This is a genomic window from Prochlorococcus sp. ALOHA_ZT_50, from assembly GCF_022447305.1.
GTDB lineage: Bacteria > Cyanobacteriota > Cyanobacteriia > PCC-6307 > Cyanobiaceae > Prochlorococcus_A.
In genome coordinates this window covers 11950-38394 of the sequence record NZ_JAKVCI010000011.1, presented here as the reverse complement: position 1 = coordinate 38394, position 26445 = coordinate 11950, and the positions used below count along the sequence as shown (strand labels likewise).

Here is a 26445-nt window from a genome sequence, read left to right as displayed (position 1 = left end):
TAGAGTACAGATGTACTATAGTTTGTATTTATGAAGTTTGGTTTAAATAAAAATTTCCAAATTTAGAATAATTACAAGAACTTTAACCGATAAATCAAACAATGAGCCTTGAAGAAAAGAAAAAAACTGAATCAAAAGAAAAAGACAAGGCATTAAGTCTTGTCTTAGGTCAAATAGAAAGAAATTTTGGACGAGGTTCAATAATGAGACTTGGTGACGCCTCAAGAATGAAAGTAGAAACAATATCTACTGGAGCGCTCACCTTAGATTTAGCATTAGGAGGAGGCTATCCAAAAGGAAGAGTAGTAGAAGTTTACGGACCAGAAAGTTCAGGAAAAACTACATTAACGCTTCACGCGATTGCGGAAGTCCAAAAAAATGGAGGAGTAGCTGCATTTGTAGATGCTGAGCATGCACTCGATCCAGTTTATGCGGCCTCTTTAGGTGTTGATGTTGAAAATTTGTTAGTTTCACAGCCAGATACTGGTGAAATGGCTCTAGAAATAGTTGACCAACTTATAAGATCGAGTGCGGTAGATCTTGTAGTTGTTGACTCGGTCGCAGCACTAACCCCAAGAGCCGAGATAGAAGGAGAGATGGGAGATCACGTAATTGGAAGCCAAGCAAGGCTAATGAGCCAAGCAATGAGGAAAATAACAGGAAATATTGGCAAATCTGGATGTACGGTAATATTCCTGAATCAATTACGCCTAAAAATTGGCGTTACATACGGCAATCCAGAAACAACCACAGGAGGTAATGCATTAAAATTTTATGCCTCAGTGAGACTTGATATCAGAAGAATTCAAACTCTTAAAAGAGGTACTGAAGAATATGGCATAAGAGCAAAAGTGAAAGTAGCAAAAAACAAAGTTGCACCACCATTTAGAATTGCAGAGTTTGATATTCTCTTCGGAAAAGGTATTAGTACAACAGGATGTTTATTAGATTTAGCAGAAGAGACTAATATCATAATAAGGAGAGGTGCTTGGTATAGTTATGAAGGAGAAAATATTGGACAAGGAAGAGATAATACAATTATTTGGCTTGATCAAAACTTAGAAATCAGGAATAAAGTAGAATCTATGGTTAAAGAGAAATTAACAGAAGGAACTGAAGTCAGTTCTAATTCAATGAAAGCATTAAATAGCAATCCTGCTAATACAATCGCTGTTAATGATATAAAAACAGTAGCTTAGATTTATAAAGAATCAGCTAAAGTCCACCACCCAGCAGCAGGGCCTATAAATCTCACTACAATCCATAAGATTACTAACCCTCCGATTCCAAACCAACTGGCCTTAATACTTAATTTAATTAGGTTATCTCTTTGATTGATTGTAAAGGGAAGCCATTCAAATAATCTTGGAGACTCATCAATTTTAGTTTTAGTATTATTTTTTTTTGGAGGTAAACCAAGTGTTTTACGTCTTTTTGCTTCTCCCATATTTCTTTAGTTATTTACAAAATCATAACCTAATCAAAAGGTAGCATATAGTTAATTTGTTTTGAGGGTTGAATGTTTTGCAAAAGTAATCTTCCCCAGTTTCTTTTATTTGCTCTTCCATCTAGGATTATTAACTTACCTGAATTTCTTCTTAAAGGAGAAATAGATCTTTCAAGTTTAATTCTAGCTTGAGGAAGAAAGAAGTCTCTAAACCAATCTTGAGAAAGCTTCTTTTTATGAGAGACAGTAATTGCATTAATGGGTTCTGACATATTCGGAATCGGAAGTAAAGGAATGATAATTTGTTCTGGAATTTGAATTAAATAAGAATTCATAATCCACCAGTCAAAACTAGAGCAAAGGATTTCATTTCTACCTGAGGGAATTGTCTCTAGCAATACTCTCTTCCCGTAAGTAGAAGCTAATTCTGTAGCAAGATTAGTTTTTAAATCAATATCATCAGACAACACTAAAGTTAAACCCTTTCTAAAAAGTATTAACTTTTTGCATTTGTCCAAGATTGAATTGGTAAAAAGAGGATTATTAGGAAGCAACTGTTTAGAGGGTATATATAAAGAAATCTTTTTCTCTTCAAAATTACTCTTAAAATTAATAACCAAGTCAATATCTAAACTATGCTTTTTAAAATACATTTGGAAAAAATTATCTTTTCTCAATGCTGATAAAAAAACAAATTTATTATTTGAAAAAAATTCCTTAATTTGAAAAAGTTCATCTATTGGCTGTAAATACAAATTCCAATCTAAATTTGTATCGTTTAACTTTACCCAGCATGCCCAACCTTGAGATAATGCTTTGTTGACGCTTAAAAATTTATCAGAAAAAAAAGAATTTTCATGAAAAAAGTTTGACAAGAAACTAATTTCTTTTTCATCTAAATTGATATAACTATTTCCTAAGACCTTTCTCAAGAAGAACTTTTTCTTCAACGAATCATATACTTTTATAAATTTTTGATTGATTAATTCAAATTCTTTAAAATTTTTTGTCCAATCCTTTTTAAGTAAAGAAATCCTAAAATGATTTTTTAAATCCTGTTTTATATCCTCAATTCCTGAATAAACTATTCGATGATTTCTAAGATTACGAGAATTGGGATCATTAAGAAAATTTTGGATAGTTATCAAGTGAACATGATGATTTGCAAAAATAAATTGATCATTTTTCAAAATAAAATTAAAACCTAGATTTTTCAATGAATCAATCTGAAATTGGCTTATAAATTGGATTTTTTCTTTAGATAAAATAAAAGTTGAATCCTCTTCCTTTAAAAATAAAGAAATCAAAATTGGAGGTAACCAATCATAGCTAGAGAAAATTTCTGAATTAATTAGATAGGTAGAATCATTTTCAATACATTTGGAAACTATCCTCCCAAAAGAATATATGTGCTCCCAATTAATACTTTGATCTCTCAAAAAATTTTTCAAATATTGATGACTTAAAATTTCAAGCATTTATAATTAATTTAATTTCAAAAACATGCAAAATTTATGAACCTAATATACAAAAAATTGGTATCAATAAAAGAGGGTCTTGAATTAATTAATTTATGAAAATTGGAATAGTAGGATTAGGATTAATTGGTGGTTCTTTAGGATTAAAACTCCAAAGTCTAAATCATACAATTTATGGAATAGCAAATAATGAATTTAATGAAAAAAAAGCTAAGGATAAAAAACTTGCAAATTTTGTTAGCTGTGATCTGAGCTTATTAAAAAAATGTGAGCTAATAATTTTGGCATTGCCTATCAAAGATTTGATCAGTCCGTCGCAACAATTAGTAGCATCAATACCTCAGGAAACAATACTAACTGATGTAGGCTCTGTAAAAGAACCAATTGTAAATACATGGGAAAATTTACATCCTCTATTTATTGGATCTCATCCAATGGCAGGAACAGAAAAAAAAGGAGTTGATTCAGGTTTTGAAGGTCTTTTTAAAAATGCAAAATGGATTATTACCCCAACACAAAATAGTGATTTAAATTCAGTCAGAACTATTTCCGAGCTCATAAAATCAATGGATTGTGAAATTTGCCAAGCTTCGCCAAAAGAGCATGATGAAGCAGTATCTCTAATTTCTCATTTGCCTATATTTTTAGCTTCTGCCCTCATAGAAACTGCGCAAACAAAAAATAATCAATCTTTATTAGATCTCTCGCAAAAATTAGCTGCTACAGGATTTGCTGACACTTCGAGAGTTGGCGGAGGCAATGAACAACTAGGCCTAGATTTAGCTATTAATAATCAGATTAATGTTTTAAATTCCATAAATAATTTTAAAAATAAGCTGAATATACTGGAATCTCTTATTAAAGAAAAAAATTGGGATTTACTTTCTAAAAAACTTGCTGAAGCAAAAGAAAACAGACAAAATTTTATAAACTAAAATTTTCTATACCTTTGGAAGCTAAAATTTGCCTTGAAACCATTAATGCAGACTGACTAACACCTGCAGTCCCCTCTCCTGGATAAATCGAATCTCCACATAACCATAAACCTTCAAAAGGTGTCCTACTTGATAATCCAAATAAACCAAAAATATCTGGATTTTGACCAAGCCCGCCTACTATTCCATTAGGTCTTTTTGTCCATTTTTCAAAGCCCAATGGAGTTGCTAATTCCCTATGTAGCCAATTTTCAGGATCAATATCAAATTGACTTTCCAATTCAAGCGATATTTTTTTCATGAAATCATTTTTCTTCTTTAAGTAAGTTTGTTTATCTAGATCAAACCAATCTTTAGTTTTGGTAAAGATACTGGCAATTAAAGTAACCTCACCTTTTGGCGCTCTTCCATCACCATCATCACTAATTGATACAAATAACGAACAAAATTCTTTTGAAACAAATTGATAATGATTGGAGAATGTTTTTTTAATATGTTCCTTTTTTAATGCTGAATAAAAAACTACAGCTCCACTTGGATCAGGCAAATTATTAAGTCGATTTTTATAATTTTTTTTTCTTTCTAAAGGATCTTTCAAATGCTTGAGCAAAGATTGTGGAGGTGCGGTATAAATCACATCTTTTGCTTGATAAATAAATGATTTTTTTTTCGAATTAGCAGATAGTTGCCAACACATATTTACGTCGTCAAAAGTTATAGAATTAACTTCTTGTCCAAAAATTAAATTAACTCCAGTTTTAATTAATGAACTTTCTAATGATTCACTTAAAGACTGCATAGATTTTTTAAGATGCCACAGACCATGTGGCTGTTGACACATCTGAAGAACAGTAGATCCATATAATGCTGCAGTACTATAAACGTCCTCTTGAGAATAAAGTTTTAGTTGAAGATTTAAGAATTTAATCAAGCGCTCATTCTTGGATAATCCACATATCCGCAATAGATCAAAAATAGTAGATTTAAGTAAGATACCTGTGACAAGGTTTGAAGGTACTAGTGCTTTAAGAAGTTGAGAAAAATCCCAAAAATTACTTATTGGTAATACAGGATTATTATTAGCAAATATCCAATTACTTTCATGTATTAGGGTACAAAGCTTCCAAAATCTTTGACTCCCAGGAAACTGCATTTCTCGTTCAGCAATCCATTTACTTTTTTCATACCAAATAGGTATAGGATTACCACCATCATTTAAATCAACAATGCAAGCAGGGTCTAAAATTGTGGCTTCTGGGGATGGAATATCTAAAAAATCAAAAATTCTAGAATGTATTCCTCCCTTCTCTAAACCAGCAACCTGAGTTGCGCCAACATCGAAAGTATAATTCTTTCTTTTAAAAGTACCGGCACATCCTCCGGCTTGAGTATGAGATTCGATTAAAGTCACTGATAAGCCTTGTTTTGATAAAATCGCTGCAGAAGTTAGTCCTGCTATACCGGCGCCTACAACAATAACTTCAGACTTTTTCATTAAAATGCAAAAATTATCTCCTATTGAAATTAACGAAATTTGTGAAGAATTAGGTGAAACCTATCCAAAAAGTATTGAACAAGTACATGGTGGCGATATTCATAATGCATGGCGAATAGAATTCTCAAACAAAAAGTTATTCCTTAAAAGAAACATTAGAAACAAAAAATTTCTTGAATTTGAAAAATATTGTCTCCAAAATTTGAGAAAATATATTAATCAAGAAAACTTAGTTATTCCTGAAGTTATTGCATATAAAAATATAAAAAATATAGAGATTCTTTTAATTGAATGGATAGATATGCATAACTTTGACCAAAAAAAGCTTGGAAAAGGTTTAGGTGAATTGCACTTAAAATCAGCTGAATCTAATCCCAAAATGTTTGGGTTTCCAGTTGAGGGTTTTATCGGAACAACAGATCAGAAAAAAGGCTTGGAAGATAATTGGATAGATTGTTTTTTAAACTTAAGGATAATACCTCAATTATTAAGTCTTAAATCGAGAATTTTAGATAAAGAAATTATAAATAAAGTTAAAGAAAAAATTAAATCAGAATTGCTGAATCACAAACCAATAAATGCTCTAGTTCATGGTGATTTATGGTCAGGCAATGCAGGAATGGACAAAAATGGAAAGGGGGTTATATTTGACCCTGCATCTTGGTGGGCAGATAATGAAGTAGATATAGCTATGACAAAACTATTTGGAGGTTTTAGAAAAGAATTTTATGAAGAATATCATAGAATTTTTCCTATAAAAAACGGATTTGAAAAAAGAATTATTATTTATAATTTTTATCACATATTGAATCACGCCAATATGTTTGGAGGAGGGTACTTAAACCAAGTTGAAGATTACGTAAAAGCAATTCTTAATATGTAATCTTTAACTACCCTAAATATGTCTTCTTAAGATTTTGTACCTTATCTAGAACAGCTTCACGATTTTCACTGGTACGAAGATTTTGCCAGCTCCATTGACCGACAACAATGACCCCTAGCAGTTCTAGTAAACCAGGAAGAATTGGGAAAAAGTTTATCGTGTCAATGACAACTTTAATTATTATCTGAGCTATTACGACAACAGCAATTATGCCTGCCGCCTTGCCGTACTTACCCATTTGAGTCCAATCAACATTACCAAGGGTTTCGTTGACTTTTCCCATAACATCAGAGTACTTCTCTGAAAAACTTTTGGTTTCTGAGCTTGTATCGGAGCCGGAGTCTTGGTTTGACTCTGGAGTGTTATCACTCATGAATTCAGTAAACTTAATATATGAACCAGACAGTATCGGAAAAAACGTCTATTGACTACCTTTTTGTTGTGCAAAATTCCGAACCGAAACATTTTGTATTTTTTTAGAGGCGTTGGTATATATGCTTTCTGAAGATATTTAAACTTAAAATTGATTTATAAAAACTTCACATTATGGTCTAGTTCTAACAAAAACATTAATAAATTAGAGTAATAAGAAAAATTTAAAAGTCTAAAATTTTTATTTTAATTATTATATTTTCATAGTTTATCTCGCAAAAATTAAAGGATTTCAATGTCCAAAGATATAAAATTTAATTTCTTAAACTCTGATGAAGAAGAAAGATATCAAAAACATTTGACCCTCAAAGAGATAGGTTATGAGGGCCAACTAAATCTTAAAAACAGCTCAGTATTATGCATTGGAGCAGGTGGGCTTGGTTCTTCCGTTTTGCTTTATCTAGCTGCAGCAGGAATTGGGAGAATTGGAATAGTTGATAACGATCAAGTTGAAAAGTCTAATCTCCAGAGACAGATAATTCATGAAACAAATACTATTGGCAATCTTAAAATTGATTCTGCTAGGGAAAGAATTAAAAAATTCAATCCTAATTGTGAAATATTAACCTTTTCAGAGAGAATTAATCCTAAAAATGCTCTTGAATTAATAAAGGAGTTTGATGTTATTTGTGATTGCTCGGATAACTTTGGCACAAGATATTTAATAAATGATTCATGCCTGATATTAAATAAACCCCTAGTCTTTGGAAGTGTACAAGGCTTTGAAGGGCAAGTGAGTGTTTTCAATTTATATAAAAATAGTCCTAATTTAAGAGACTTACTTCCAGAATCACCTTCAAAAAATGCTGCCCCTAGTTGTGCAGAATACGGGGTTGTAGGTGTTTCAACAGGTTTAATAGGAATTCTTCAGGTTAATGAAATTATCAAAATCATTTTGAAAAAAGGTGAAATTTTAGATGGGAAGATTTTAATTTTTGATCTATTGAATATGAATATGAAAAAATTACATCTAAAAAGTGATCAGTTAAATAAACGAATAAAAAATCTGTCTCAGTTTGAGAGCTTTTATAATAGTGATGAATATTGCGGGGAAAACGATGTAATTAAAAGTATTAATGCTAATGACTTTAATAGTTTATACAAAGCAAAACCCAACAAAATTCTTTTAATTGATGTTAGAGAAAATGAAGAATTTTCTACATCTGCAATAGAGGGATCTATCTCAATTCCCTTAAGTCATTTGAACCAAGAATCTGACTTAAAATTTATTCAAAAAGAAAGTTTAAATAAAGAGGTTTTCACTATATGTAAATCGGGGAAACGTTCTGAAAAAGCTTCAAGAATCTTGTCTAAATTCAAAATTCAGTCAAGATCTATTGAAGGCGGCATTGAAAAGGTAAAAAAAATATTGTGCAATTAATTTTTTAAGAATAGTTAGTAATCTACACCTCTTTTCAAATCAACTCCCACATTTGCATAATGCTTATGACAAACCATTTCAGAGTAAACATCAGCTAGTTCAAAGTATGAAGGTTCATTTTTACACCTCCCAGTAATTACAACTTCTGTATCTGCTGGTTTTTTTAAGAGCGTTTGATGTATTGATTCCACAGGTAACAACTCTAAATCAACAGTTGGATTCAATTCATCTAAAATGATTGTTTTATACAAGCCAGACAAAATAGCAGCTTTAGCAATTTCCCATGCTCTTTCAGCCTCAACATAATCAATTGGTTGTTGCTGACCTCTCCATACGATGGCATCTCTGCCTGAACGCAAATGATCTACTAAATGAGGGTAACTCTCTCTCAAAGCTTCTATGGCAGCATCTTCGGTATAACCATTTCCACCTTTTAACCACTGTAATATTAAAACTCTATGACTTTTATCTTGAGATATTCCTTTACCGATAGCTTGAAGAGCCTTACCGAGTGCACTTGTGGATTTACCCTTTCCTTCACCTGTATAAATCTCAATTCCACCACTAGAACTACTTTGTCTGGTTAGTTCTGATAAGTCTCCTATCAAACGTGGTCTCATTTCTGAATGGAGTTGAGATATTCTTACCAAAGAGGGCGGGGCTGCCCTTCCAGTAATAATTATTTCTAATCCATCTGGACGATTTTGAAGAGAATCAACTACTTCATTGATATCAAGCATTCCTAAATCAAGAACTGGATTCAACTCATCTAGTACAACTACAGAATAAAGAGAACTAGCAATTGCTCCTTTAGCAATATTCCAACCTCTCTCAGCCTCACCAACATCAAACTTTGTCACTTGGTCAGCAGTAAAGAATTCAGATCTTCCTGTCCTTACATGGTCAATTAAATGTGGAAAGCCTCTTTGTAAAGCCTCTATAGCTGAATCCTCGTCATATGGCCTCTCAGGGCCTTTTAAAAATCTTAGAAGTAAAACTCTTGACTGTCTTTTTTCGCATATTCCTAATCCTATTGTCCTGAGAACTACTCCCAAAGCAGCCTGACTTTTCCCCTTACCCTCTCCATCATAAATATGTAATTGACCTTTTGATCTCTCTTGACTGTCACTTGCTGTGACAATTCCAATTCCTCTATTTCTACTCGTATTCGTCAATTGAACAAAATTAGTAAATTTAATCTAAGATATAGATAAGAATATTATTAAAGATTTAATAATAAATTCAACCTATTCATAGGTAATTTGAATTTTAAAGTAATTAGCATGTTCAATCAACTAGAAATTCTCTCTGATGAACAAAGTGAAAAGCTTTATACAATTAGAAGATACATTAAGAATCTTGATAGTGTTTGTATTGCTTATTCCGGAGGAGTTGACAGTACATTAGTAGCATCATTAGCATTCGAGCAATTAGGTAGCAAAGCAATTGCTATAACTGGTATTTCTCCTGCATTAGCCAATACTCTTCGTGAAGAAGCAAGAAGGCAAGCAAAATGGATTGGAGTAAAGCATTTAGAAATTAAAACATCAGAATTAGACCAATCAAGTTACAGTAAAAATCCTAAGGATAGGTGCTTTGCATGCAAAAAAGAGCTCCACAAACATACAACCTACCTCTCTAAAAAACTTAATTACAAGATTGTTTTAGATGGAGTCAATCTTGATGATCTTAAAGATTACAGACCAGGTATACAAGCCTCAAAACAAGCAGGAGTTATCTCTCCCCTTGCAAAATTTAAATTCTCAAAACAAGACATTAGGGATATATCAAGAGCATTGGGTTTTCCTTGGTGGGATAAACCTGCTCAACCTTGCTTATCATCAAGATTTCCTTATGGCCATGAAATAACTAGTGAAAGGCTAAAAATGGTTGAGAAAGCAGAAGAATATCTTAAAGAATGTGGATTATCGGAGGTTAGAGTTAGATGCCAAGGCTCAACTGCAAGAATAGAAATTCCCCAAGATGAATTAAAGCATTTTTTTAACAAATATAATTTTAGTGAGTTAGTTCAATATTTTTCTAATTTAGGATTTAATTGCACAAGTTTAGATCTTGAGGGACTAGTAAGCGGAAAATTAAATAGGTAAATATTGTCAAACAACCGTTCTGATCTGTTTAGAGACTGCTGAAGGTGGATTTCGCTCAATGACACGCAAAGAATGTTCTTTAGCCATCAAAGATTCAATTAAATATTGACTAGCTAGTTCAGGCATCATATTTTGACCACATGTAAAAATATCGACTGCCGAATAATTAGATTCAGGCCAAGTATGTATTGAAATATGAGATTCTGCCAGTAATGCAATTGCCGTAACCCCCTGAGGCTCAAATTTATTACTTATCAAATTCAAAACTGTTGCATTTGCCAATTTAGCAGCTCTATTTAAAATACAGCGCAAAAAGGATTCGTCATTTAATTTTTCGCGATCGCATCTATAAAGTTCCAACAAAAGGTGTTTACTTTGATGACTTAATTTTTGCTCATCACTTAACGAACTTAAAATTTGACTTTTTTTGTAGATTTCCATTTAAGAAATTTATATGAAATTAAGATTAGCTAAAAATCATGCCTTTTTAAAATTATAAGTGAATCATTTGTGACGAGCCTAAGAAAGACTGATTAAATTTATCTAAATGTGTCGCACTTATAAAACATTGACTATCTTTACCAACAGAATTTAATAACAAATTTTGCCTGGTTAAATCTAATTCCGCCAAGACATCATCCAATATAAGTATTGGAGGAACATTTAATGTTTTAGTTAATAAATCGAGTTCAGCCATCTTTAAAGCCAAGATAAAAGTCCTTTGCTGTCCTGAGGAACCATATTTTCTAACTGAAACATTATTGATTAGAAACTCAACATCATCACGATGAGGGCCAAAATTACATTTACCAGTCAATGCTTCTATTGAACGCTGATTTAAGAGTTGTTCTGCTATTTTTTTACTAATAACTTCTTCTTCTTCTTCTTCTGGACTTATATTTTGTATCCCCGAAAGATAATTTATGTCTATTTGCTCTTGAGATTTACTTAAATGATTATGCCAATATTCAACATATGGTTTTATTTTTAATAAAGCTCTTCTTCTGCGCCTAAAAATTCTTGTACTTATTATTGACATTTGAATATCAAAGCTTTCAACAATATCTGTGGATTGGGTTTTTAAGAAACTTTCCGAACGCCAAAAATGACTTCTTTGTTTTAAAAGCCTATTAAATCTACTTATCAGGTCTAAATATACTGGTTCAAGCTGAGATACGACTTTATCAATCCATGTTCTTCGATAACTGGGTTCACTTCTAACAATATCTATATCATTAGAACAGAAACATACACTCCGAATATAATTCTTTATTTCACTCTGTTTTTTCAAGATTGATTCATTAACATAAATTCTTTTAGGCCCTTTTCGGAATAAATTTAACTTTAAATCGTCTTTAAAATTTATCTGTCCTATAACTACAGCCATATCACTATCGTTCTCTATTAAATCTTTATCGCTTAGTGCTCTATTAGATTTTAATTGACTTAAAAATTCAACCGATTCAAGTAAATTTGACTTGCCAATACCATTGCAGCCAAGAACAATTGCTCTTTGCTCTTTTAGATCAATTTCAAAACTTTTATGGTTCCGAAAATTTTTAATTTTTAATTTATTTAAAAAAATTTTTTTTGTGCATTCATTAATTAAATTAGCTAAGTTTAAAATATTTAGATTTTCTTTAAAGAAATTGAAAAATTAAAGGGCATGTAGCTCAGTTGGATAGAGCATCAGATTCCGGTTCTGAGAGTCGGGGGTTCGAATCCCTCCATGCTCGTAAAATGATTTTTAAAGTTTATATCCCATTACTCTTATTCCATTTGGATCTAGTATGAATCCATTTTCCTCTAAACTTATAAAAGAAGATACTGGAGCCTGTACAGAAATACTGCATCCAGGCATTTCTCTATTTATTTTCTCAAGAGTTACTTGAAGCAATATTGAATAATAAAGTTGCTGATTATTCCCTGGCAATGCACTTAAATTCCACAAGTTAGCATTCAATCCCCTGTCGGACGTAACCCTTACAAAGCCATATAATTTATTTTTTAATTCATTCTGTATGGTAAAAAAGAAATTACTTTTCTGAATAGCCTCAGAAAGAGGTTTTATTGGAAATGTCTCACAACCACAATTCGCTAAAAGTTTGTTAACTTCTTTAGCTAATGGGATTTGAGAAGAGTTAACAAAATAACCTTCTGGAAGAACAAGTTTTTTTTTAGAAAAATATTGCAATTATCAACCTGTATTTCTCATGCCAGCTGCTATCCCATTAATAGTTAAAAGTGCTCCCCTCAATAGTTCACTTCTGCTGTAAGCTCTTCTAGATTCATCTTTATCTATAATAAATTCGCTTATTGGAGGTTGTCTTGTCTGGTCTCTTAATCTTCTTAGAAGTGAAACCTGCAAAAACCCTAATGGAATAATTGTCTTATTTCTCAAGCTTACTGATGATTTCAAGTCTCTATCAGATTCTAGGAGCTTATTTTTACCAGTAATTTCAAGTATTAAAGATTTTGTAAGATTATATTCTTTAGAAATTACTTCAAAAATATCATCAAAAGAATCTTTATTTTCTTTACTACCAAGAGTATCAACATAATATCTAGCAACTTCCAAATCCACCTTAGATAATGTCATTTCTACCTTAGATATGAGCATCCTAAAAAATGGCCATCTTTGATGCAGAACTCTTAATAATTCAATTTGTTGTGGATCTGAATTTAATTCAGATGACAATGCAGTGCCTACTCCAAACCAACTTGGCAAAAGAAATCTACTTTGTGTCCAACCAAATACCCATGGAATAGCTCTTAAACTTGACAAATCTTTTGCACCTTTTTTTCTTCTAGCAGGCCTACTAGATATCTGTAATTTACTTATTTCTTCTATTGGAGTGACCTCTTGAAAGAAATTTAACAAATCAGGATTCTCATGCACTAATTTTCTGTAATGAGACCTTGATGTTTCTGCCAACCTAGACATTAATTGATTCCATTCTGGAGTAGCGTCAAGTCTATTATTTACCAAACTATTTTGAATTACCGCTGTAGTTACAGTCTCAAGATTGTACAAAGCCAGTTCGGGAAGACTATATTTAGAAGCTAAAACTTCACCTTGTTCTGTTATTTTTATTCGCCCTTTTAAAGTGCCGCTTGGTTGAGCCAATATTGCCTGATAGGCTGGTCCTCCTCCTCTCCCTACAGAACCACCTCTTCCATGAAAAAGTCTTAGCAATATGTTATTTCTACTTGAGAGATTTTGAAGAGCTATTTGGGCTCTATGAATTTCCCAATTACTAGAAACAAACCCTGAATCTTTATTGCTATCAGAATATCCAAGCATTAATTCTTGCAGAGGTTTAAAAGATTCTCCTACTTTTGGCAATAATGATCTATAGAAATCTAATTTAAACAACTTTTCCATTACTTCTGGTGCTCTTTTAAGGTCTTCCACAGTTTCAAAAAGAGGAACAACTAATAATTTTGACTTTTGTGAATTTTGATCAAGAAGTCCCATTTCTTTTGCCAGTAAGAGAACTTCAAGCAAATCAGATGCACTATGACTCATTGAAATTACATAAGAATGACAAATGCGACTTCCAAATTCTTGCTGTAGTCTCTTAACCATTTTAAAAACTGAAAAGGTTTCTTCTGTAGTTTTTGTCCAGTTAACGTCAGATGGAATTAAAGGCCTTTTTGTATTTAATTCGTCTATAAGCCATTTAATTTTCTCTTCCTCAGACATTTGGTCATATTGAACAGATAAATCAAGATAATTTGTAAGCTCTTGTATAGCGTCACTATGCCTTGTACTCTCTTGACGAATATCTAAACTTGCTAAAGAAAATCCAAAAATATGAACCTGAGTAAGTAAGGTATTTACAGACTCACAAGTTAAATCTGTACTAATCAAGCTATTTTTAATTAGTTCGAGATCATAAGTAAATTCGTTTACTGACTTGTAATATAAGTTTTCAACTTTATCTAGATTTTTGTTATCAGTTTCTCCCTCCAAGTCAAATTTCCACCCACTATCAGCTAATAAATTATTTCTTTCTTGTGTTAACCTTAATTTCTCTAAAATATAACTTAATTTTAATCTGTAAGGTTCTGATCTATACCTTGTAGCTCTAGCTTCATATATTTCAGGGAACTTAACCCTGTCAGTTTCGAGTGACTCTAATAAGGAGGAACTTACTTGACTCCATTGCATCGACACACTTAATTGATCTCTAAGATTAGACGTCGCAATAATATATCTTTCCAACATCAACTGCCTTTGGTAGCAAGCAGTTCTCCATGTTATCTCAGGAGTGACCGATGGATTACCGTCCCTATCAGAGCCTACCCAAGAACCGAAGTTACAAAAAGATTCTGAGGGCAACTGAACATCTGGATAATTTTCGGTAAGTGCTTCAGCGATCCTGCCCCTCAATTGAGGCATCGCATTAAATAAAACTTGCTGAAAATAATGCAAGGCATAATCAACTTCATCTAAAACTGAAGGTTTAAATTGATGCAATTCATCTGTTCTCCACCAAAGTCTTACTTCCTCTTTTAATTGGGTTTTTAGAGAAATTTTTTCTTCTTTTGTTAGAAATTGCTCAATCTGTATTTTTTTTAACAAATTTGCTACTCTTGTTTGCTTATGTCTAATCGTATGTCTTACTATCTCCGTCGGATGTGCAGTAAAAACTAAACGAATATCCATTTCCTGTAATAACTCCTCTAATTTTCCTGGTGGTACATTTAATTTTCTCAGCCTGTAAAATAATTCTCTAAAAGTTACTGGAGCATTTTGCCTAGCCAATGCTGGGGCAAAAGGATCAAGATTGTCGGGCGATTTTTGAACATCCTTATTGGTAAAGCTTTGAATATATCTATCTTCCTCAACTCTTTGTTCCAAAATATTCACGAGTTGAAAATATAATGAAAACGCCCTTGCTGCTGCTATAGATTCTGCTAAATCCATAGAATTTACAATATCAACTATTTCATTTTTAAAAGTTTTTGAACTATCACCATCAATTTGTTTTGAATAACTTAATTCTTTAAGCTGTATCAATCTCTCTGCTTGATCATCTGGGCATTCTTCTCTGAGCACAGATTCCCAGAGATCTTCAATTAAAAGACGATTTTTATCAAGTGGATCATTGTTACTTATCAGATCCACGTTATTATTTTTTATCTGTCGAAAAGATTCCATATAATCATTATGTCACAAGTGAAAATGTTCAGATCAAATGTTTATTTAAATAATCAAACATTCTTGGCCTCACTCCTAATCATATCTTCGATAGAAATTTTCATTATCTGCTCAATAGAAAGACCTTTTTCATATTGATTTATCCATTTCATAGATTGATTACCTTCTTCAAGCACTTTATAGATAGGATCTAAAAGATGTTTCATACCAAAATTTTCTGCTGTGGATGATAAATCTGATAATAAGTTTTGAATCCATTCTCTACAAATAACTTTTTTGCCATCTTGCCAGTGAATTAACTCTGAATTCAGACTATCTTTAGCAGCATTAATTTCATTTTGATCACATATTTCTGACAACTCATCCATAGAAAAAATACTAGCATTCATAGGATCTAAGGTATTTATATTTTCAAAAAGATTTAAAATCCTTAGTTCTATCATGGCCGTTATCCCTAAAAGCAGATTAATATCGTGAACAAAATCACAAATTCTTAATTCCAAACGATCAAGAATTAAAGGTCTTTGGGGACCATTTGGTCGGATTGACGACCAAAAATGCCTAATATTTTGCATGTTTTTATTAGATATATTTTCCTCTATCCAGTCGATATAAGAATTATGATTTACAAAAAAAGGCACCCTACTTGGTGTTTTAGGAAACTGGATCCATCTCTGAGAGTGATTATTCGTAATTTTATTATTTAAAAAAGGTGAACTAGCACTTAATGATAGATATAGAGCAGCCTCAGATCTTATAAGTCTTATAGCTGTAAAAAGTTTATCTAAATCATCTATTCCTATGTTTATATGGACACTTGAAGTTGCAATAGATATTCCATAATTATCTTGAATAAATTGATGATAGACGTTGTCAATATCAGATCTTTGAAATTGAATATCGTGTTTAAAACAAAGAGTGGATGAAGGAATGATTGTTAAATTTTTAGTATTTAGCCACTTCCTTAACTTTTTTCTTGGAGTTATTAATTTCTCATATAAAGAACCGTAGTCTTTTTCAGGTGTTGTTATGTATTCAACGTTTCTGTTATCTGGCTCTTTTACAAAATCAGGAAATTTTTTCTCAATTTCAGCCGAAACACCAATATGAGAATTTAAAGAACCTGTGAAAAGTTCCACCTCAAAACCCTTATAAAGATTATTTTGACTCATTTATTTATCCAAACAGGCTAATGCTTTTAGTATCCCCTTTGCTTTATTTATCGTCTCTTGATATTCATTTTCAGGAAAAGAATCAGCAACTATTCCAGCTCCTGCTTGCACTGATACATCATATTTCCCATCTCTTGAGGGTTTAACTATCATGGTTCTTATCGTAATTGCTGTATTTAATGCACCATTAATATCAATAGATCCGTAAACACCAGCATAAGGTCCTCTAGCATCTTTTTCAAAGTGCTTAATCAATTGCATAGCTCTTATTTTTGGGGCGCCAGTTACTGTCCCAGCGGGAAAGGATGCTTTGAGCAAATCCCATACATCAGCATTGTTTTTTAAGATTCCCTCAACTTGACTGACTATATGCATAACATGTGAATATTTCTCAATAACCATTAAATCCTTAACCTTGACAGTACCAATTTCACAAACTCTTCCAAGATCATTTCTCCCAAGATCAATTAGCATTACATGCTCAGCTATCTCTTTTGGATCTTTTAATAAATCCTTTTCTAATTCCAAGTCTTGTTGATTATCAATACCTCTAGGTCTTGTGCCAGCTATTGGTCTTAAGCTTGCAACAATCTGACTATTTTTATTTTTTTCTGCTTTAACCATTACTTCAGGACTTGAACCTATCAGATACCATGAGCCGAAATCAAAAAATGACATGTATGGAGATGGATTAACCATCCTCAAACTTCTATATAAATTAAAGGGATCATTATTGACTTGAGTTTGGAATCTCTGACTTATAACTATTTGGAAGATATCTCCCTTTCTTATGTATTCTTTTGCAGAGAGAACTGCATCCTCAAAATCTTTTTTCTCCCAATTACTTTCTAGATCTAAATTCAAATTCTCATTTTCATTCCAATCTAAAAACTCATTTTCTTTTAGAGGAACTCTCATTAAATTTCTAGTTTTCTGAATTTTAGAAATTGAGTTTAGATACAACTCTTCAATTGAGCACTCTTTTGAAGAAGTTGTATCTGCATAAACCACTGCAGTAATACATCTTTTTATTTGATCAAAAACAACTAACTGATCAAAAAACATCCAGGAACCATAAGGGATATTGTTTTCTGGTATTTCATTTATTGGAACGCTTGGTTCTATTCGATTTATTAATTCATAACCCCAAGAGCCATATAACTGTCCAATTGATGGTAAGTCATCAAGCATGGTTGACTTATATTCCTTTGTCCAACTTCTTAAAATATCAAAAGGATCACCTTTATGTGTTTCAGTTTTGCCATTATTCCAAGTTTTAACTATTTCTTCTCCATAACAAACTGCTTCCCAAAGAGGTTTAGTAGCAACAATACTCCACCTACCCAAATTCTCCCCACCTTCAACAGATTCAAGAAAAACACCATGGGAATCTTTTGAAGATAATTTTAACCAAGTCGATAATGGAGTCTCTAAATCTGCTGGCCAAGTTTCAACTATAGGTATAAAATTTTTACCTTCTTTGTAAGCCTTTAAAAAACTATCTTTCTGTGAGCTGATCATATTAATAATGTCAGCCCAAATTATAATTATTTTCTTCTTTTATATCAACTTTAAGGAAGTTAATCAAAAGTATTCTTAGTTGTAAATTTCAAACCAGCTGGATTAGGATTCTCACCTATTCTTCTAGGATTATGACCTACTTTCTCTCTGCCTTCATTTACTTTTTCAGAGAAAACACCATCCTTTGGGTGTAAAAATTCAATATCGCCACCTGGGAAAATTCGGTAGATTTTAAAATCTTCAATTCTTGGTTTGAAGGCTCTTAATTGTGTCCCTAATGCAAGGCATTGTTCTTTTCTTGCAAAGTACATTAAATTATCACCTTCATGCATAATAGCCGCTCCACCGGTGGGCAATTCAAATGCTTGTTCCTTTGAACTTTTCCATACAATTGCATATTTTTCTTCGGTTTCTGCTGAGTTTAATAAACCCCCAGTACTTCCTATATGCTTTGGAAATTGACCAACTAAAGTTTCAGTCATCCTAAATTTTGAGTTATTTATAATAAGAAATTAGCATTCATATTTTGCAAAATTCAAAATTAATAAGAAATTTTCTACATTATTTAATATATGTATAACTTAATTCTCATTTCATTTTGCATCTGAAATCGGAAAAAATACTGTCAAACCTGTATCACGTCTTTGTGTGACATGCCCTCCTAAACTAGCTAACAACTTTTGAGTGGCATTTTGACTAAGTTGTAAACTTCCAGTTTGAGGGTTCCAATTTAAAACAGGACCAATATCAGAACCGTTATCTTTTTTTAGAATTTCTTTTTGATTGTTATCTAATTTTTGTACTTTGAGTTGAAGTTTGAGTTTTTGACCAGCTGGTCTTAATTCTAAAATTAATGTACTACCTTCTTTTAATCCTCTAGTATTTTTATCAATTAATCCTCTTAACATTAATTCTAATTTTTCAGAATCACTCAAAATTTGTGGAAGTTGTTTGGGGATATCTATCTTCAAAGAAATACCACGTCGATTTAATTGTTTATTCCACAAAGGAGCAAGCTTTTTGAAAATTTCGGCTAAATTAATTTTCGCCAAGTTATTCAATGATGGTACTTCATTACTAACTAATTCTGCTGCATTAAAGATTAAACCAAACCTATCAATTTGTTCATTACATTCATTATCTATTTGAATTAAACGATTTCTCATTGATTCATCCATTTTATATTTTTTTAAAGTAGAACTTATTAGGGTTCTTATTGTTGCCAAAGGAGTTCTTACTTCATGAGAAATTGCACGTAATAATTTTGCTTCAGTTATTTGCACATTTTTTTCATCATTTTTCACAGAATTCTGTATATTATGATTTGGCGTAATATTTGCTAATTTTGCCGATAATATTGGCCAAAATAATTTTTCAAATTGATTATTAATATTAAGGTTACCTAAATTATTGATTGCATTACGAAATTTTACTCCTTCCTCATAATTTTCTTGATTTAATTTTGCATGCATTAATTCAATTGAAAGTTTTAGGCTTTCTTCATCACACTTCATTAATAGAATTTTCTTATCTTTTTCTCCTACAATTGATAATACGCATTGAAAATTTGGGGTGATTATCATCAAAAAAGGTTCATAGCCATCTTCTTGACAAAGATTTAAGACTTTATAATTACTAACTAAATCGAAATCTTTTTTTATCTTTTCTGAATTATTGACTGGTAAAAAACCTGCATTCTCATTTTGAAAGTATGGAAACCCCTCAGGAGACCAAAGCCATCCATGAAGTTGATTTAAAAATTTTTTATCATTAAAAGCTGGCAAAGGCGAGGCAACCCATATCCCCCCCTGTTTATAATTCTGAGAAAGGAAATCTTTTTGAATAACTTCTAAAGAAGCCCACCACATTCTTCTGGATGTATCATCATCCACATATATGGTTTGAACTCCTTTAATCAAAAGCTCTTGAATTTTTTTTATAGTTATTTGTGATTTCATCAACTTCTTAGTGATCTAGAACGTTTCAATATAGATAAAACAAATCCAATAGATATAAAATTAGTCACCAATGACGTTCGACCATAGCTCATAAAAGGAAGGGGAATCCCAGTAACTGGTCCTAATCCAATAGTCATAAATAAGTTAATAATTATTTGAAATAAAAAAGTTGAGGCTATTCCAATAACAATTAGAGATTCAAAGTTAGTCCTAGCAATTGTTGCAGTATTAATAAGTTTTTTAATCAAAAAAAAGAACAAAAATAAAACTACTATGCACCCCACAAAACCCAATTCTTCGCCTAAAGCACTGAATATAAAATCAGTATGTTGTTCTGGTATAAATTGCAAATTAGTCAGCTTACCTTTTAGCAAACCAGTCCCAAATAATCCTCCAGAACCAATTGCAATTTGACTCTGTATCAAATGATATCCGCCACCTAATGGATCTCTATTTGGATCTAAAAATAAAACTAATCTATCTTTTTGATATTCTTTTAAGCCATATTGCCACAAAATTGGTGTCAATTTTGCCACTAATAAATGGAACGAAATAGCGAGAGCAGAAAAAATAATTTTCTTTTTTGAAGATCTATAAGCAAGATATCCTATAACTGGAATCCAGAAAATAAGAAGAGTTGGTAAGGTTAGATATAATATAGATGTGATAATACAAAACACTAATATCAAAATCCACTCTATGGGCATTTGCGACCAATAGAGCATCACACCTGTCAAAACAATTAAAACTAAAGAGGTACCTAAGTCCGGTTGAAAGAAAATTAATAACCAAGGAATAACTACTACTAATAAGGGCAATACTAAATCTCTTATTGTTAGGATTATTTTTTTGTCGAGTACTAAAGCAAGAGTTAATACAGTACTAAGTTTAGCTACCTCTGAAGGCTGAAAAGAAAAGATGCCCAAGTTTAGCCATCTTTGAGCTCCAGAAACTGAAATCCCAAAAAAATAAATTAGTAATAAGGATATTAAAGTACACAAATAAAATGGAACCACATACTTTCTAATTCTCTCTAACGGTATATAAGAAATAAAAAATGCTAAAAAATAACCTAAAAAACCAGTTAGGATATGACCTAAATAGTTCGATACTAAAAAATCACCCTGAATACTTTTTATCAAAAAACCCGAAATAATAACTAAAAACAGGGGAATTATAAGTAGCGGAGAAAATAAAAAACCTCTATTAAAGTTGTCTTTTTTTTGTAAAAATCCTCTGTTATTTAATAAAGAAATTCTCTTAAACATCAATTAACTATTAACAAATTGATTCTTAATTAATTGAGCTAAATTACCAAATACAACAGAACTTTCTTTATTGGGCTGGCTTATTGAGATTGGTACACCTTTATTACTATCATCAACGAGAGGGATTTCAATAGGAATTTGAGCTAATAATGGTAAGTCATTTTCGTTAGCTAATGTTTGTCCACCACCTTTACCAAAAATTTCATATTTTTTACCTGGCATATCTGGCGGAATAAATACTGACATATTTTCTACAATTCCCAGTAAAGGTACTCCGAGTTGTTTAAACATTGCTAATCCCCTCCTTGCATCTTGCAAAGATACTTGTTGAGGAGTAGTGACAACTATAGCTCCAGAAATAGGCACAGATTGAGAAAGGGATATTTGAGCGTCTCCTGTTCCTGGAGGCAAGTCAATAACCAAAAAATCAAGATTATTCCATTCAACTTGGTACAAAAATTGTCGGATAATACTATTAAGCATTGGTCCTCTCCATATAACTGGCTGACCTTCTTCTATGAGGAAACCCATTGATACCAATGAAATTCCATATTTATTTATTGGTATTAACCTTTGATCACTGCCACTACCTTCTGTAACCTTTGGATTCTGTTCGGCAACTCCCATCATTGAGGGAGTATTAGGTCCATATATATCCGCATCCAGCAAACCAGTTTTTAAGCCTAATTTAGCTAGAGAACAAGCGAGATTAACTGCAATGGTACTTTTTCCAACTCCACCTTTACCACTGCTAACAGCTATGATATGCCGAATCCCATCAATCTTCTGCAACTCAGGAGCATTACTTTGATTTTGAGATTCTGTTTTGGAAGGATTATTATCTATCTCTATTTGAACATCATCAATATCTTCAAAATCCAGTAGTACTTTTCTAACCTCTTGTACAATTCTATCTCTCTGAGAATTTGCAAATGATGGTAATGATAATGTTACGATTACTCTCGGTATAGTTACTCTTACATTTTTAATCCAAGCTAATTCAATTACATTTTTCTGTGATCCAGCATCTAGAACTTTTTGTAAAGCAAAATTCGCATCTTCTATTGTGGTCATTAAATTTTTAAATATTTTGACAAGGTAGTCGACTGTTTAAAAGATTAAGAACTATGTCGAACTATCAAATAATAGGCAATAAGGACCCCCTAAGAGAAATTATAAAGAGAAACTTATAATTAACCAAAAAAATTTTTTTCTTCAAGATTTACTAAATACATGTTGAAAGAACCTCCTAAAAACTCGAGAGAAAAAACTAAAAATCTCTTATTAACTCTACAAGACAAAATTTGTTCAGGACTTGAAAATGTAGATGGCAAAGGGAAATTTACAGAAGAATCCTGGCTAAGAGACGAAGGTGGCGGTGGAAGATCAAGAGTATTGAAAAATGGTTCTATTTTTGAGCAAGCAGGCGTAAATTTCTCGGAAGTACAGGGAAAAGAATTACCTCAATCTATAATCTCTCAAAGGCCCGAAGCAAAAGGTCATGAATGGTTTGCTACGGGAACTTCTATGGTTTTGCATCCTAAGAATCCCTATATTCCTACAGTTCATCTGAATTATCGATATTTCGAAGCTGGTCCTGTTTGGTGGTTTGGGGGAGGTGCAGACTTAACCCCTTTTTATCCTTATCTTTCTGATGTAAGGAATTTTCATAATGAGCATAAAAAAGCTTGTGAGAAAGTTGATCAAGATTTGCATAAAGTTTTCAAACCATGGTGTGATGAATATTTCTTCTTGAAGCATAGAAATGAATCTAGAGGCATAGGAGGTATTTTTTATGATTATCAAGATGGTTCAGGCAATATTTATAGAGGAAATAATCAAAATGGAGAAGCATCAAAAGCTTCACAAAATATTGGCAGATCTAATTTAAATTGGGATGATTTATTTTCTTTAGCGGAAAACTGTGGGCAGGCATTCCTCCCTTCATATTTGCCCATTATTGAAAAAAGAGCTTCTCAAACATATTCATCGAAGGAAAGAGAATTCCAGCTATATCGAAGAGGTAGATATGTCGAATTCAATTTAGTTTGGGATAGAGGGACGATTTTTGGACTACAAACAAATGGCAGAACTGAATCTATATTAATGTCCTTACCGCCTTTAGCTAGATGGGAATATGGATATAAAGCTAAAAAGGGTTCTCGAGAGGAATTTCTCACATCAATTTTTACAAAACCCCAAGATTGGTTAAATGATAAAGAGTTAGAGAAATTCTGTATAGAGAATAATATTTTTGATTAAAAATTATCGAATAAAATTTTAAAGTATCTTAAATAGGTGTTTTAAATAAAGAACCGTCACTTTTCAATTGAAGTTTTTCTCCAAGTTCATTTTCTAAAGAGATTAATTCATCCCTATGCGCTCTTAGTCTCATGAAAGTTGAATCATTTTCATTTTCGTTGATCAACCTTAATTCAAATTTCTCCTCTCTTGCTGATTTTTTAAAATAAACAATTCCAGACAAAGGGCCACCAATTAATCCCAAAAGAATAGGCCACCAACCTAATTCAGGATATATTTGAATAATTACTAATCCCAAAGCACAAGAACCAAAACCGCCAAGAAAACCTAAAAAAATTGCTAAAAATTTACTAGAAACAACTTGACCCTTGAATATTAAAATTCTTTGTTCAAAATCTCCTCCTGTTTGCTTCCATCCCCTCAAATTAAGCCATTCACATAAACCATTTAAAACCTTAATTGGCTGCTGAGAAGATGAAATCTCAACGATGGTTGTTCTATCTTTACTGGAAGCCCTAAGAAAAAAAAATAATCCTATGGCCAAGAGAATTGTCAGCAATAATGTTGAATTTAAGGAATATGACATTAAATAATTTTTTCTAGTAACTCGAGAATAAAAATTAAAGTTACATCATATTATAATTTTTTAGAATTATTCTGTAAAATATTCCTATTAGATAAAAATTCTTAATTAAATAAAATCTTAAGTAATATTCTAAATCTTAAATTTCCTTAAATACTTATTAAAAATGACTATTGAAAATAAAAATATTGATCTTCTTTATAGCGATTTAACAGTAGATTTATACAATCTTTATAAAAAATCATCCTACCTAGCTATTGACACTGAAGCAATGGGTTTAATTCATGGAAGAGATAGACTCTGTTTAGTACAAATATGCAATGAATTTAAAAGAACATCCTGTATAAAAATCGAACTTAATACATCTTCTTCACCTCATTTAAAAGCACTTCTTGAAGATGACAAAATTACTAAAATATTTCACTATGCGAGATTTGATGTAGCAGCTCTAAAATGCAATCTTGAAATTAATACAAAAAATATTTTTTGTACAAAAATTGCTAGTAAGTTGGCAAGAACTTATACAAATAAACACGGTTTAAAGGATTTAATTAATGAATTGTTAGGTATAGAACTGGACAAAAGCTCGCAAAGTAGTGATTGGGGTAGCAACGAAGATTTAACAAAAGATCAATTAGATTATGCAGCAAATGATGTTAGATATTTAATTGAAGCTATGCATAAATTAAAAGTTATCTTAGAAAGAGAGAATAGATATGAATTAGCTCAAAAATGTTTCGAAACAGTTTCTGTACATGCTGATTTAGACATACTAAAATTCTCAAATATATTTGAACATTAAGAATCAATCTTCAGTTAAAAAATTATCTTCACCATCAAGAGTTTCCATAAGCTTATCAAGTATTCTTGAAGAACTTAATTTATCTCCATCATTTTTTTCACAAATTTTTAAAACATTTTGCGCAACTTGTATTTTTTCTTGAATAGTTTTCGAGCCTTCTTTTGCAATTTGAATTTCTACTTTCTTTTTAGCAGAAGATAAGCTTATACTCATAAGTTTTGCAATCTCTGCACAAATTTTTAGATATTGCCGATCATTTATTGGATACATAAAAGAATTAATAATTAATAAGCTAGTGCCATTTACTAAGATAACAAATGAAGGTTTATGGCATCTACGATTTTCTTACTTGCTCCGGATTCCCCCATTCTTTTTTTTCCAATTTTTGCTTGTTCTAACCTATCAACTTTTCCTTTCAAAAGTAAACTTAAACGTTTTAAAAGAATTTTTTTGTTCTTGCAAACTAAAACACTACCTCCCAATAATCTTGATTGCCTTTTTGCAAATGATTTTGTAAATTGTGGTCCAGGTCCCGGTAGAGAAAGAGATGGAATTCCAAGGCCAGCAATTTGCTCTGTAGCAGTTCCTGCATTAGACAAGCCAACTTCTGCCATATTGGCCCATGAATTGAATTTACCTTTTCCAATCACTACATATTGATCTTTCTTTTTCCATACTGAATCTTCATCAATTAGAAATTTAACTTTACTCTGTTTTATAAAACCATATTTATTTAAATAATTTTGAATTTGAATCACATTCGCATTAATGCTCAAAGGCAAAAGTATTACCAAATCCTTTGATAAATCAAAATCTTGCAAACAATTTAGAAAATTATCAAGATTTTTAAGAGCTTCAGGGTATCTACTTCCAACTAATAAAATAATCCTTTTAAAAGAAATAATATTTGATATCTTATCGTTTGTTGCATTAACAAAATCCATCATTGGATTACCCAAGTATTTTGCATCAATATTTTTTTTATTCAAATTATTAGCTGTAATTTTATCTCTCATAATTAAATTTTTACATCTTGGAGATTTCATTAAAAACATTTCCCATGGATCCCATTCAGAACCTTTCAACTTATGATAAAAATCGCTTAAATCCCAACCTGGCCCACTACTCCAAGTATGATCACTTTTGGGAGTTCCAATGAAACTAAATTCGCATTCTGAACTCCAAGCGTAGAGTAATGGCAAGAAATCGCCTACTGCGATAATTTTGCAGTTATGTTTTGACTTCTGTTTTACAAGTAGAAAATTTCTTAAATTATCGATTAAAAATCCTGCAAACAAATCAAGCACAAATCCCTTCAGACTTTGATTACTAAAACCTCCACTAGGCAGCTCTTTTAAATATCCTATTTTACGAAAATTCTTTGATTTTATGGAATTAAATACATCTCCATTTCCTACTAACGGCAAAACTTCAATATTTTTATTTTTTATTTTTTTTAGTAATCTTTTTATTATTTCCGATGCGATTACATCTTCTCCATGACCATTGCATATAAATAATAGAGAATGAGACACCTTACTGTTAAGATCATA

25 protein-coding genes and 1 tRNA gene are annotated in these 26445 nt (G+C 31.6%); 8 read left to right on the top strand and 18 right to left on the bottom strand.

The window, feature by feature from the left end; all coding sequences use genetic code 11:
* Window positions 1–101: 101 nt before the first annotated feature.
* A complete protein-coding gene (gene recA / locus MK115_RS03945) occupies window positions 102–1199 on the top strand; it encodes a recombinase RecA (protein ID WP_011819174.1) in 1098 nt (365 codons plus the stop codon).
* Window positions 1200–1201: 2 nt separating this feature from the next.
* On the opposite strand, the gene MK115_RS03940 is transcribed toward recA, so the two are convergent.
* The gene (locus MK115_RS03940) at window positions 1202–1447 is read right to left on the bottom strand and encodes a DUF2839 domain-containing protein (protein ID WP_025895071.1); all 246 of its coding nucleotides are present in this window, start codon (window positions 1445–1447) and stop codon (window positions 1202–1204) included.
* Between the two features lie 29 nt (window positions 1448–1476).
* A complete protein-coding gene (locus MK115_RS03935; RefSeq protein WP_287609469.1) occupies window positions 1477–2925 on the bottom strand; it encodes a DNA helicase in 1449 nt (482 codons plus the stop codon).
* A gap of 95 nt (window positions 2926–3020) precedes the next feature.
* Between MK115_RS03935 and MK115_RS03930 the strand changes: the two genes are divergently transcribed.
* Window positions 3021–3860 (top strand): prephenate/arogenate dehydrogenase, encoded by an 840-nt coding sequence (locus MK115_RS03930; RefSeq protein WP_287609467.1) that lies wholly within the window; start codon window positions 3021–3023, stop codon window positions 3858–3860.
* On the opposite strand, the gene crtD is transcribed toward MK115_RS03930, so the two are convergent.
* Window positions 3850–5355 (bottom strand): C-3',4' desaturase CrtD, encoded by a 1506-nt coding sequence (gene crtD, locus MK115_RS03925; RefSeq protein ID WP_287609465.1) that lies wholly within the window; start codon window positions 5353–5355, stop codon window positions 3850–3852. The genes MK115_RS03930 and crtD overlap by 11 nt on opposite strands.
* A gap of 4 nt (window positions 5356–5359) precedes the next feature.
* Between crtD and MK115_RS03920 the strand changes: the two genes are divergently transcribed.
* Window positions 5360–6238 carry a fructosamine kinase family protein gene (locus tag MK115_RS03920; protein ID WP_287609463.1) on the top strand — a complete coding sequence of 293 codons (879 nt, stop codon included), beginning with the start codon at window positions 5360–5362 and terminating at the stop codon, window positions 6236–6238.
* 7 nt (window positions 6239–6245) lie between these two features.
* Here the strand turns inward: MK115_RS03920 and MK115_RS03915 are convergent, their stop codons facing one another.
* Window positions 6246–6611 (bottom strand): CAAD domain-containing protein, encoded by a 366-nt coding sequence (locus tag MK115_RS03915; protein ID WP_011819180.1) that lies wholly within the window; start codon window positions 6609–6611, stop codon window positions 6246–6248.
* A 294-nt stretch (window positions 6612–6905) separates the two neighbouring features.
* On the opposite strand from MK115_RS03915, the gene moeB reads away from it, so the two are divergent.
* Window positions 6906–8051 carry a molybdopterin-synthase adenylyltransferase MoeB gene (gene moeB, locus MK115_RS03910; RefSeq protein ID WP_287609458.1) on the top strand — a complete coding sequence of 382 codons (1146 nt, stop codon included), beginning with the start codon at window positions 6906–6908 and terminating at the stop codon, window positions 8049–8051.
* Window positions 8052–8065: 14 nt separating this feature from the next.
* On the opposite strand, the gene MK115_RS03905 is transcribed toward moeB, so the two are convergent.
* Window positions 8066–9226 carry a cob(I)yrinic acid a,c-diamide adenosyltransferase gene (locus MK115_RS03905; RefSeq protein ID WP_287609457.1) on the bottom strand — a complete coding sequence of 387 codons (1161 nt, stop codon included), beginning with the start codon at window positions 9224–9226 and terminating at the stop codon, window positions 8066–8068.
* A 108-nt stretch (window positions 9227–9334) separates the two neighbouring features.
* On the opposite strand from MK115_RS03905, the gene larE reads away from it, so the two are divergent.
* Complete coding sequence (gene larE, locus MK115_RS03900) at window positions 9335–10159, top strand: ATP-dependent sacrificial sulfur transferase LarE (protein ID WP_287609456.1); 825 nt, start codon at window positions 9335–9337, stop codon at window positions 10157–10159.
* Between the two features lie 6 nt (window positions 10160–10165).
* Here the strand turns inward: larE and speD are convergent, their stop codons facing one another.
* Together speD and recF are read right to left on the bottom strand one after the other, a co-directional pair.
* A complete protein-coding gene (speD, locus tag MK115_RS03895) occupies window positions 10166–10600 on the bottom strand; it encodes an adenosylmethionine decarboxylase (protein WP_287609454.1) in 435 nt (144 codons plus the stop codon).
* 52 nt (window positions 10601–10652) lie between these two features.
* Window positions 10653–11744 (bottom strand): DNA replication/repair protein RecF, encoded by a 1092-nt coding sequence (gene recF / locus MK115_RS03890; RefSeq protein WP_287609563.1) that lies wholly within the window; start codon window positions 11742–11744, stop codon window positions 10653–10655.
* Window positions 11745–11821: 77 nt separating this feature from the next.
* On the opposite strand from recF, the gene MK115_RS03885 reads away from it, so the two are divergent.
* Window positions 11822–11895 (top strand) — tRNA-Arg (locus MK115_RS03885).
* An 11-nt stretch (window positions 11896–11906) separates the two neighbouring features.
* On the opposite strand, the gene MK115_RS03880 is transcribed toward MK115_RS03885, so the two are convergent.
* The 8 genes from MK115_RS03880 to MK115_RS03845 form a co-directional block, all read right to left on the bottom strand.
* Window positions 11907–12353, bottom strand: coding sequence for an N-acetyltransferase (locus MK115_RS03880; RefSeq protein ID WP_287609451.1), 447 nt, complete (start codon window positions 12351–12353; stop codon window positions 11907–11909).
* A 3-nt stretch (window positions 12354–12356) separates the two neighbouring features.
* Window positions 12357–15326 (bottom strand): phosphoenolpyruvate carboxylase, encoded by a 2970-nt coding sequence (gene ppc, locus MK115_RS03875; protein ID WP_287609449.1) that lies wholly within the window; start codon window positions 15324–15326, stop codon window positions 12357–12359.
* Between the two features lie 53 nt (window positions 15327–15379).
* Window positions 15380–16498, bottom strand: a complete 1119-nt coding sequence (gshA, locus tag MK115_RS03870; RefSeq protein WP_287609447.1) for a glutamate--cysteine ligase — start codon at window positions 16496–16498, stop codon at window positions 15380–15382.
* A complete protein-coding gene (locus tag MK115_RS03865) occupies window positions 16499–18019 on the bottom strand; it encodes an anthranilate synthase component I family protein (protein WP_287609445.1) in 1521 nt (506 codons plus the stop codon). It lies immediately after the preceding gene.
* 59 nt (window positions 18020–18078) lie between these two features.
* On the bottom strand, window positions 18079–18501 hold the full coding sequence (locus MK115_RS03860) for a photosystem I reaction center subunit II PsaD (protein WP_002807018.1): 423 nt from the start codon (window positions 18499–18501) through the stop codon (window positions 18079–18081).
* Window positions 18502–18612: 111 nt separating this feature from the next.
* Window positions 18613–19977: a sensor histidine kinase gene (locus MK115_RS03855; protein ID WP_287609444.1), complete on the bottom strand. Its 1365-nt coding sequence runs from the start codon at window positions 19975–19977 to the stop codon at window positions 18613–18615.
* Entirely contained in the window at window positions 19977–21245 is a 1269-nt protein-coding gene (rodA, locus tag MK115_RS03850) for a rod shape-determining protein RodA (protein WP_287609443.1), read from the bottom strand. The genes MK115_RS03855 and rodA overlap by 1 nt, the downstream gene beginning before the upstream one ends.
* Before the next feature lie 3 nt (window positions 21246–21248).
* Window positions 21249–22319, bottom strand: coding sequence for an Mrp/NBP35 family ATP-binding protein (locus MK115_RS03845; RefSeq protein WP_287609442.1), 1071 nt, complete (start codon window positions 22317–22319; stop codon window positions 21249–21251).
* 159 nt (window positions 22320–22478) lie between these two features.
* On the opposite strand from MK115_RS03845, the gene hemF reads away from it, so the two are divergent.
* A complete protein-coding gene (hemF, locus tag MK115_RS03840; RefSeq protein ID WP_287609440.1) occupies window positions 22479–23507 on the top strand; it encodes an oxygen-dependent coproporphyrinogen oxidase in 1029 nt (342 codons plus the stop codon).
* A gap of 28 nt (window positions 23508–23535) precedes the next feature.
* On the opposite strand, the gene MK115_RS03835 is transcribed toward hemF, so the two are convergent.
* Entirely contained in the window at window positions 23536–24093 is a 558-nt protein-coding gene (locus tag MK115_RS03835; RefSeq protein ID WP_025928914.1) for a cofactor assembly of complex C subunit B, read from the bottom strand.
* Between the two features lie 163 nt (window positions 24094–24256).
* Between MK115_RS03835 and MK115_RS03830 the strand changes: the two genes are divergently transcribed.
* Entirely contained in the window at window positions 24257–24892 is a 636-nt protein-coding gene (locus MK115_RS03830; protein ID WP_287609434.1) for a ribonuclease D, read from the top strand.
* A 3-nt stretch (window positions 24893–24895) separates the two neighbouring features.
* Here the strand turns inward: MK115_RS03830 and MK115_RS03825 are convergent, their stop codons facing one another.
* Complete coding sequence (locus MK115_RS03825; protein ID WP_025972613.1) at window positions 24896–25162, bottom strand: DUF8658 family protein; 267 nt, start codon at window positions 25160–25162, stop codon at window positions 24896–24898.
* Between the two features lie 35 nt (window positions 25163–25197).
* Window positions 25198–26427 carry a lipid-A-disaccharide synthase-related protein gene (locus MK115_RS03820; RefSeq protein WP_287609430.1) on the bottom strand — a complete coding sequence of 410 codons (1230 nt, stop codon included), beginning with the start codon at window positions 26425–26427 and terminating at the stop codon, window positions 25198–25200.
* Window positions 26428–26445 lie beyond the last annotated feature (18 nt).

Coding starts and splice junctions, on each gene's coding strand:
- recA (WP_011819174.1), top strand. CDS start 102: ATGAGCCTTGAAGAAAAGAAAAAAACTGAATCAAAAGAAAAAGACAAG.
- MK115_RS03940 (WP_025895071.1), bottom strand. CDS start 1,447: ATGGGAGAAGCAAAAAGACGTAAAACACTTGGTTTACCTCCAAAAAAA.
- MK115_RS03935 (WP_287609469.1), bottom strand. CDS start 2,925: ATGCTTGAAATTTTAAGTCATCAATATTTGAAAAATTTTTTGAGAGAT.
- MK115_RS03930 (WP_287609467.1), top strand. CDS start 3,021: ATGAAAATTGGAATAGTAGGATTAGGATTAATTGGTGGTTCTTTAGGA.
- crtD (WP_287609465.1), bottom strand. CDS start 5,355: ATGAAAAAGTCTGAAGTTATTGTTGTAGGCGCCGGTATAGCAGGACTA.
- MK115_RS03920 (WP_287609463.1), top strand. CDS start 5,360: ATGCAAAAATTATCTCCTATTGAAATTAACGAAATTTGTGAAGAATTA.
- MK115_RS03915 (WP_011819180.1), bottom strand. CDS start 6,611: ATGAGTGATAACACTCCAGAGTCAAACCAAGACTCCGGCTCCGATACA.
- moeB (WP_287609458.1), top strand. CDS start 6,906: ATGTCCAAAGATATAAAATTTAATTTCTTAAACTCTGATGAAGAAGAA.
- larE (WP_287609456.1), top strand. CDS start 9,335: ATGTTCAATCAACTAGAAATTCTCTCTGATGAACAAAGTGAAAAGCTT.
- speD (WP_287609454.1), bottom strand. CDS start 10,600: ATGGAAATCTACAAAAAAAGTCAAATTTTAAGTTCGTTAAGTGATGAG.
- ppc (WP_287609449.1), bottom strand. CDS start 15,326: ATGGAATCTTTTCGACAGATAAAAAATAATAACGTGGATCTGATAAGT.
- gshA (WP_287609447.1), bottom strand. CDS start 16,498: ATGAGTCAAAATAATCTTTATAAGGGTTTTGAGGTGGAACTTTTCACA.
- MK115_RS03865 (WP_287609445.1), bottom strand. CDS start 18,019: ATGATCAGCTCACAGAAAGATAGTTTTTTAAAGGCTTACAAAGAAGGT.
- MK115_RS03860 (WP_002807018.1), bottom strand. CDS start 18,501: ATGACTGAAACTTTAGTTGGTCAATTTCCAAAGCATATAGGAAGTACT.
- MK115_RS03855 (WP_287609444.1), bottom strand. CDS start 19,977: ATGAAATCACAAATAACTATAAAAAAAATTCAAGAGCTTTTGATTAAA.
- rodA (WP_287609443.1), bottom strand. CDS start 21,245: ATGTTTAAGAGAATTTCTTTATTAAATAACAGAGGATTTTTACAAAAA.
- MK115_RS03845 (WP_287609442.1), bottom strand. CDS start 22,319: ATGACCACAATAGAAGATGCGAATTTTGCTTTACAAAAAGTTCTAGAT.
- hemF (WP_287609440.1), top strand. CDS start 22,479: ATGTTGAAAGAACCTCCTAAAAACTCGAGAGAAAAAACTAAAAATCTC.
- MK115_RS03835 (WP_025928914.1), bottom strand. CDS start 24,093: ATGTCATATTCCTTAAATTCAACATTATTGCTGACAATTCTCTTGGCC.
- MK115_RS03830 (WP_287609434.1), top strand. CDS start 24,257: ATGACTATTGAAAATAAAAATATTGATCTTCTTTATAGCGATTTAACA.
- MK115_RS03825 (WP_025972613.1), bottom strand. CDS start 25,162: ATGTATCCAATAAATGATCGGCAATATCTAAAAATTTGTGCAGAGATT.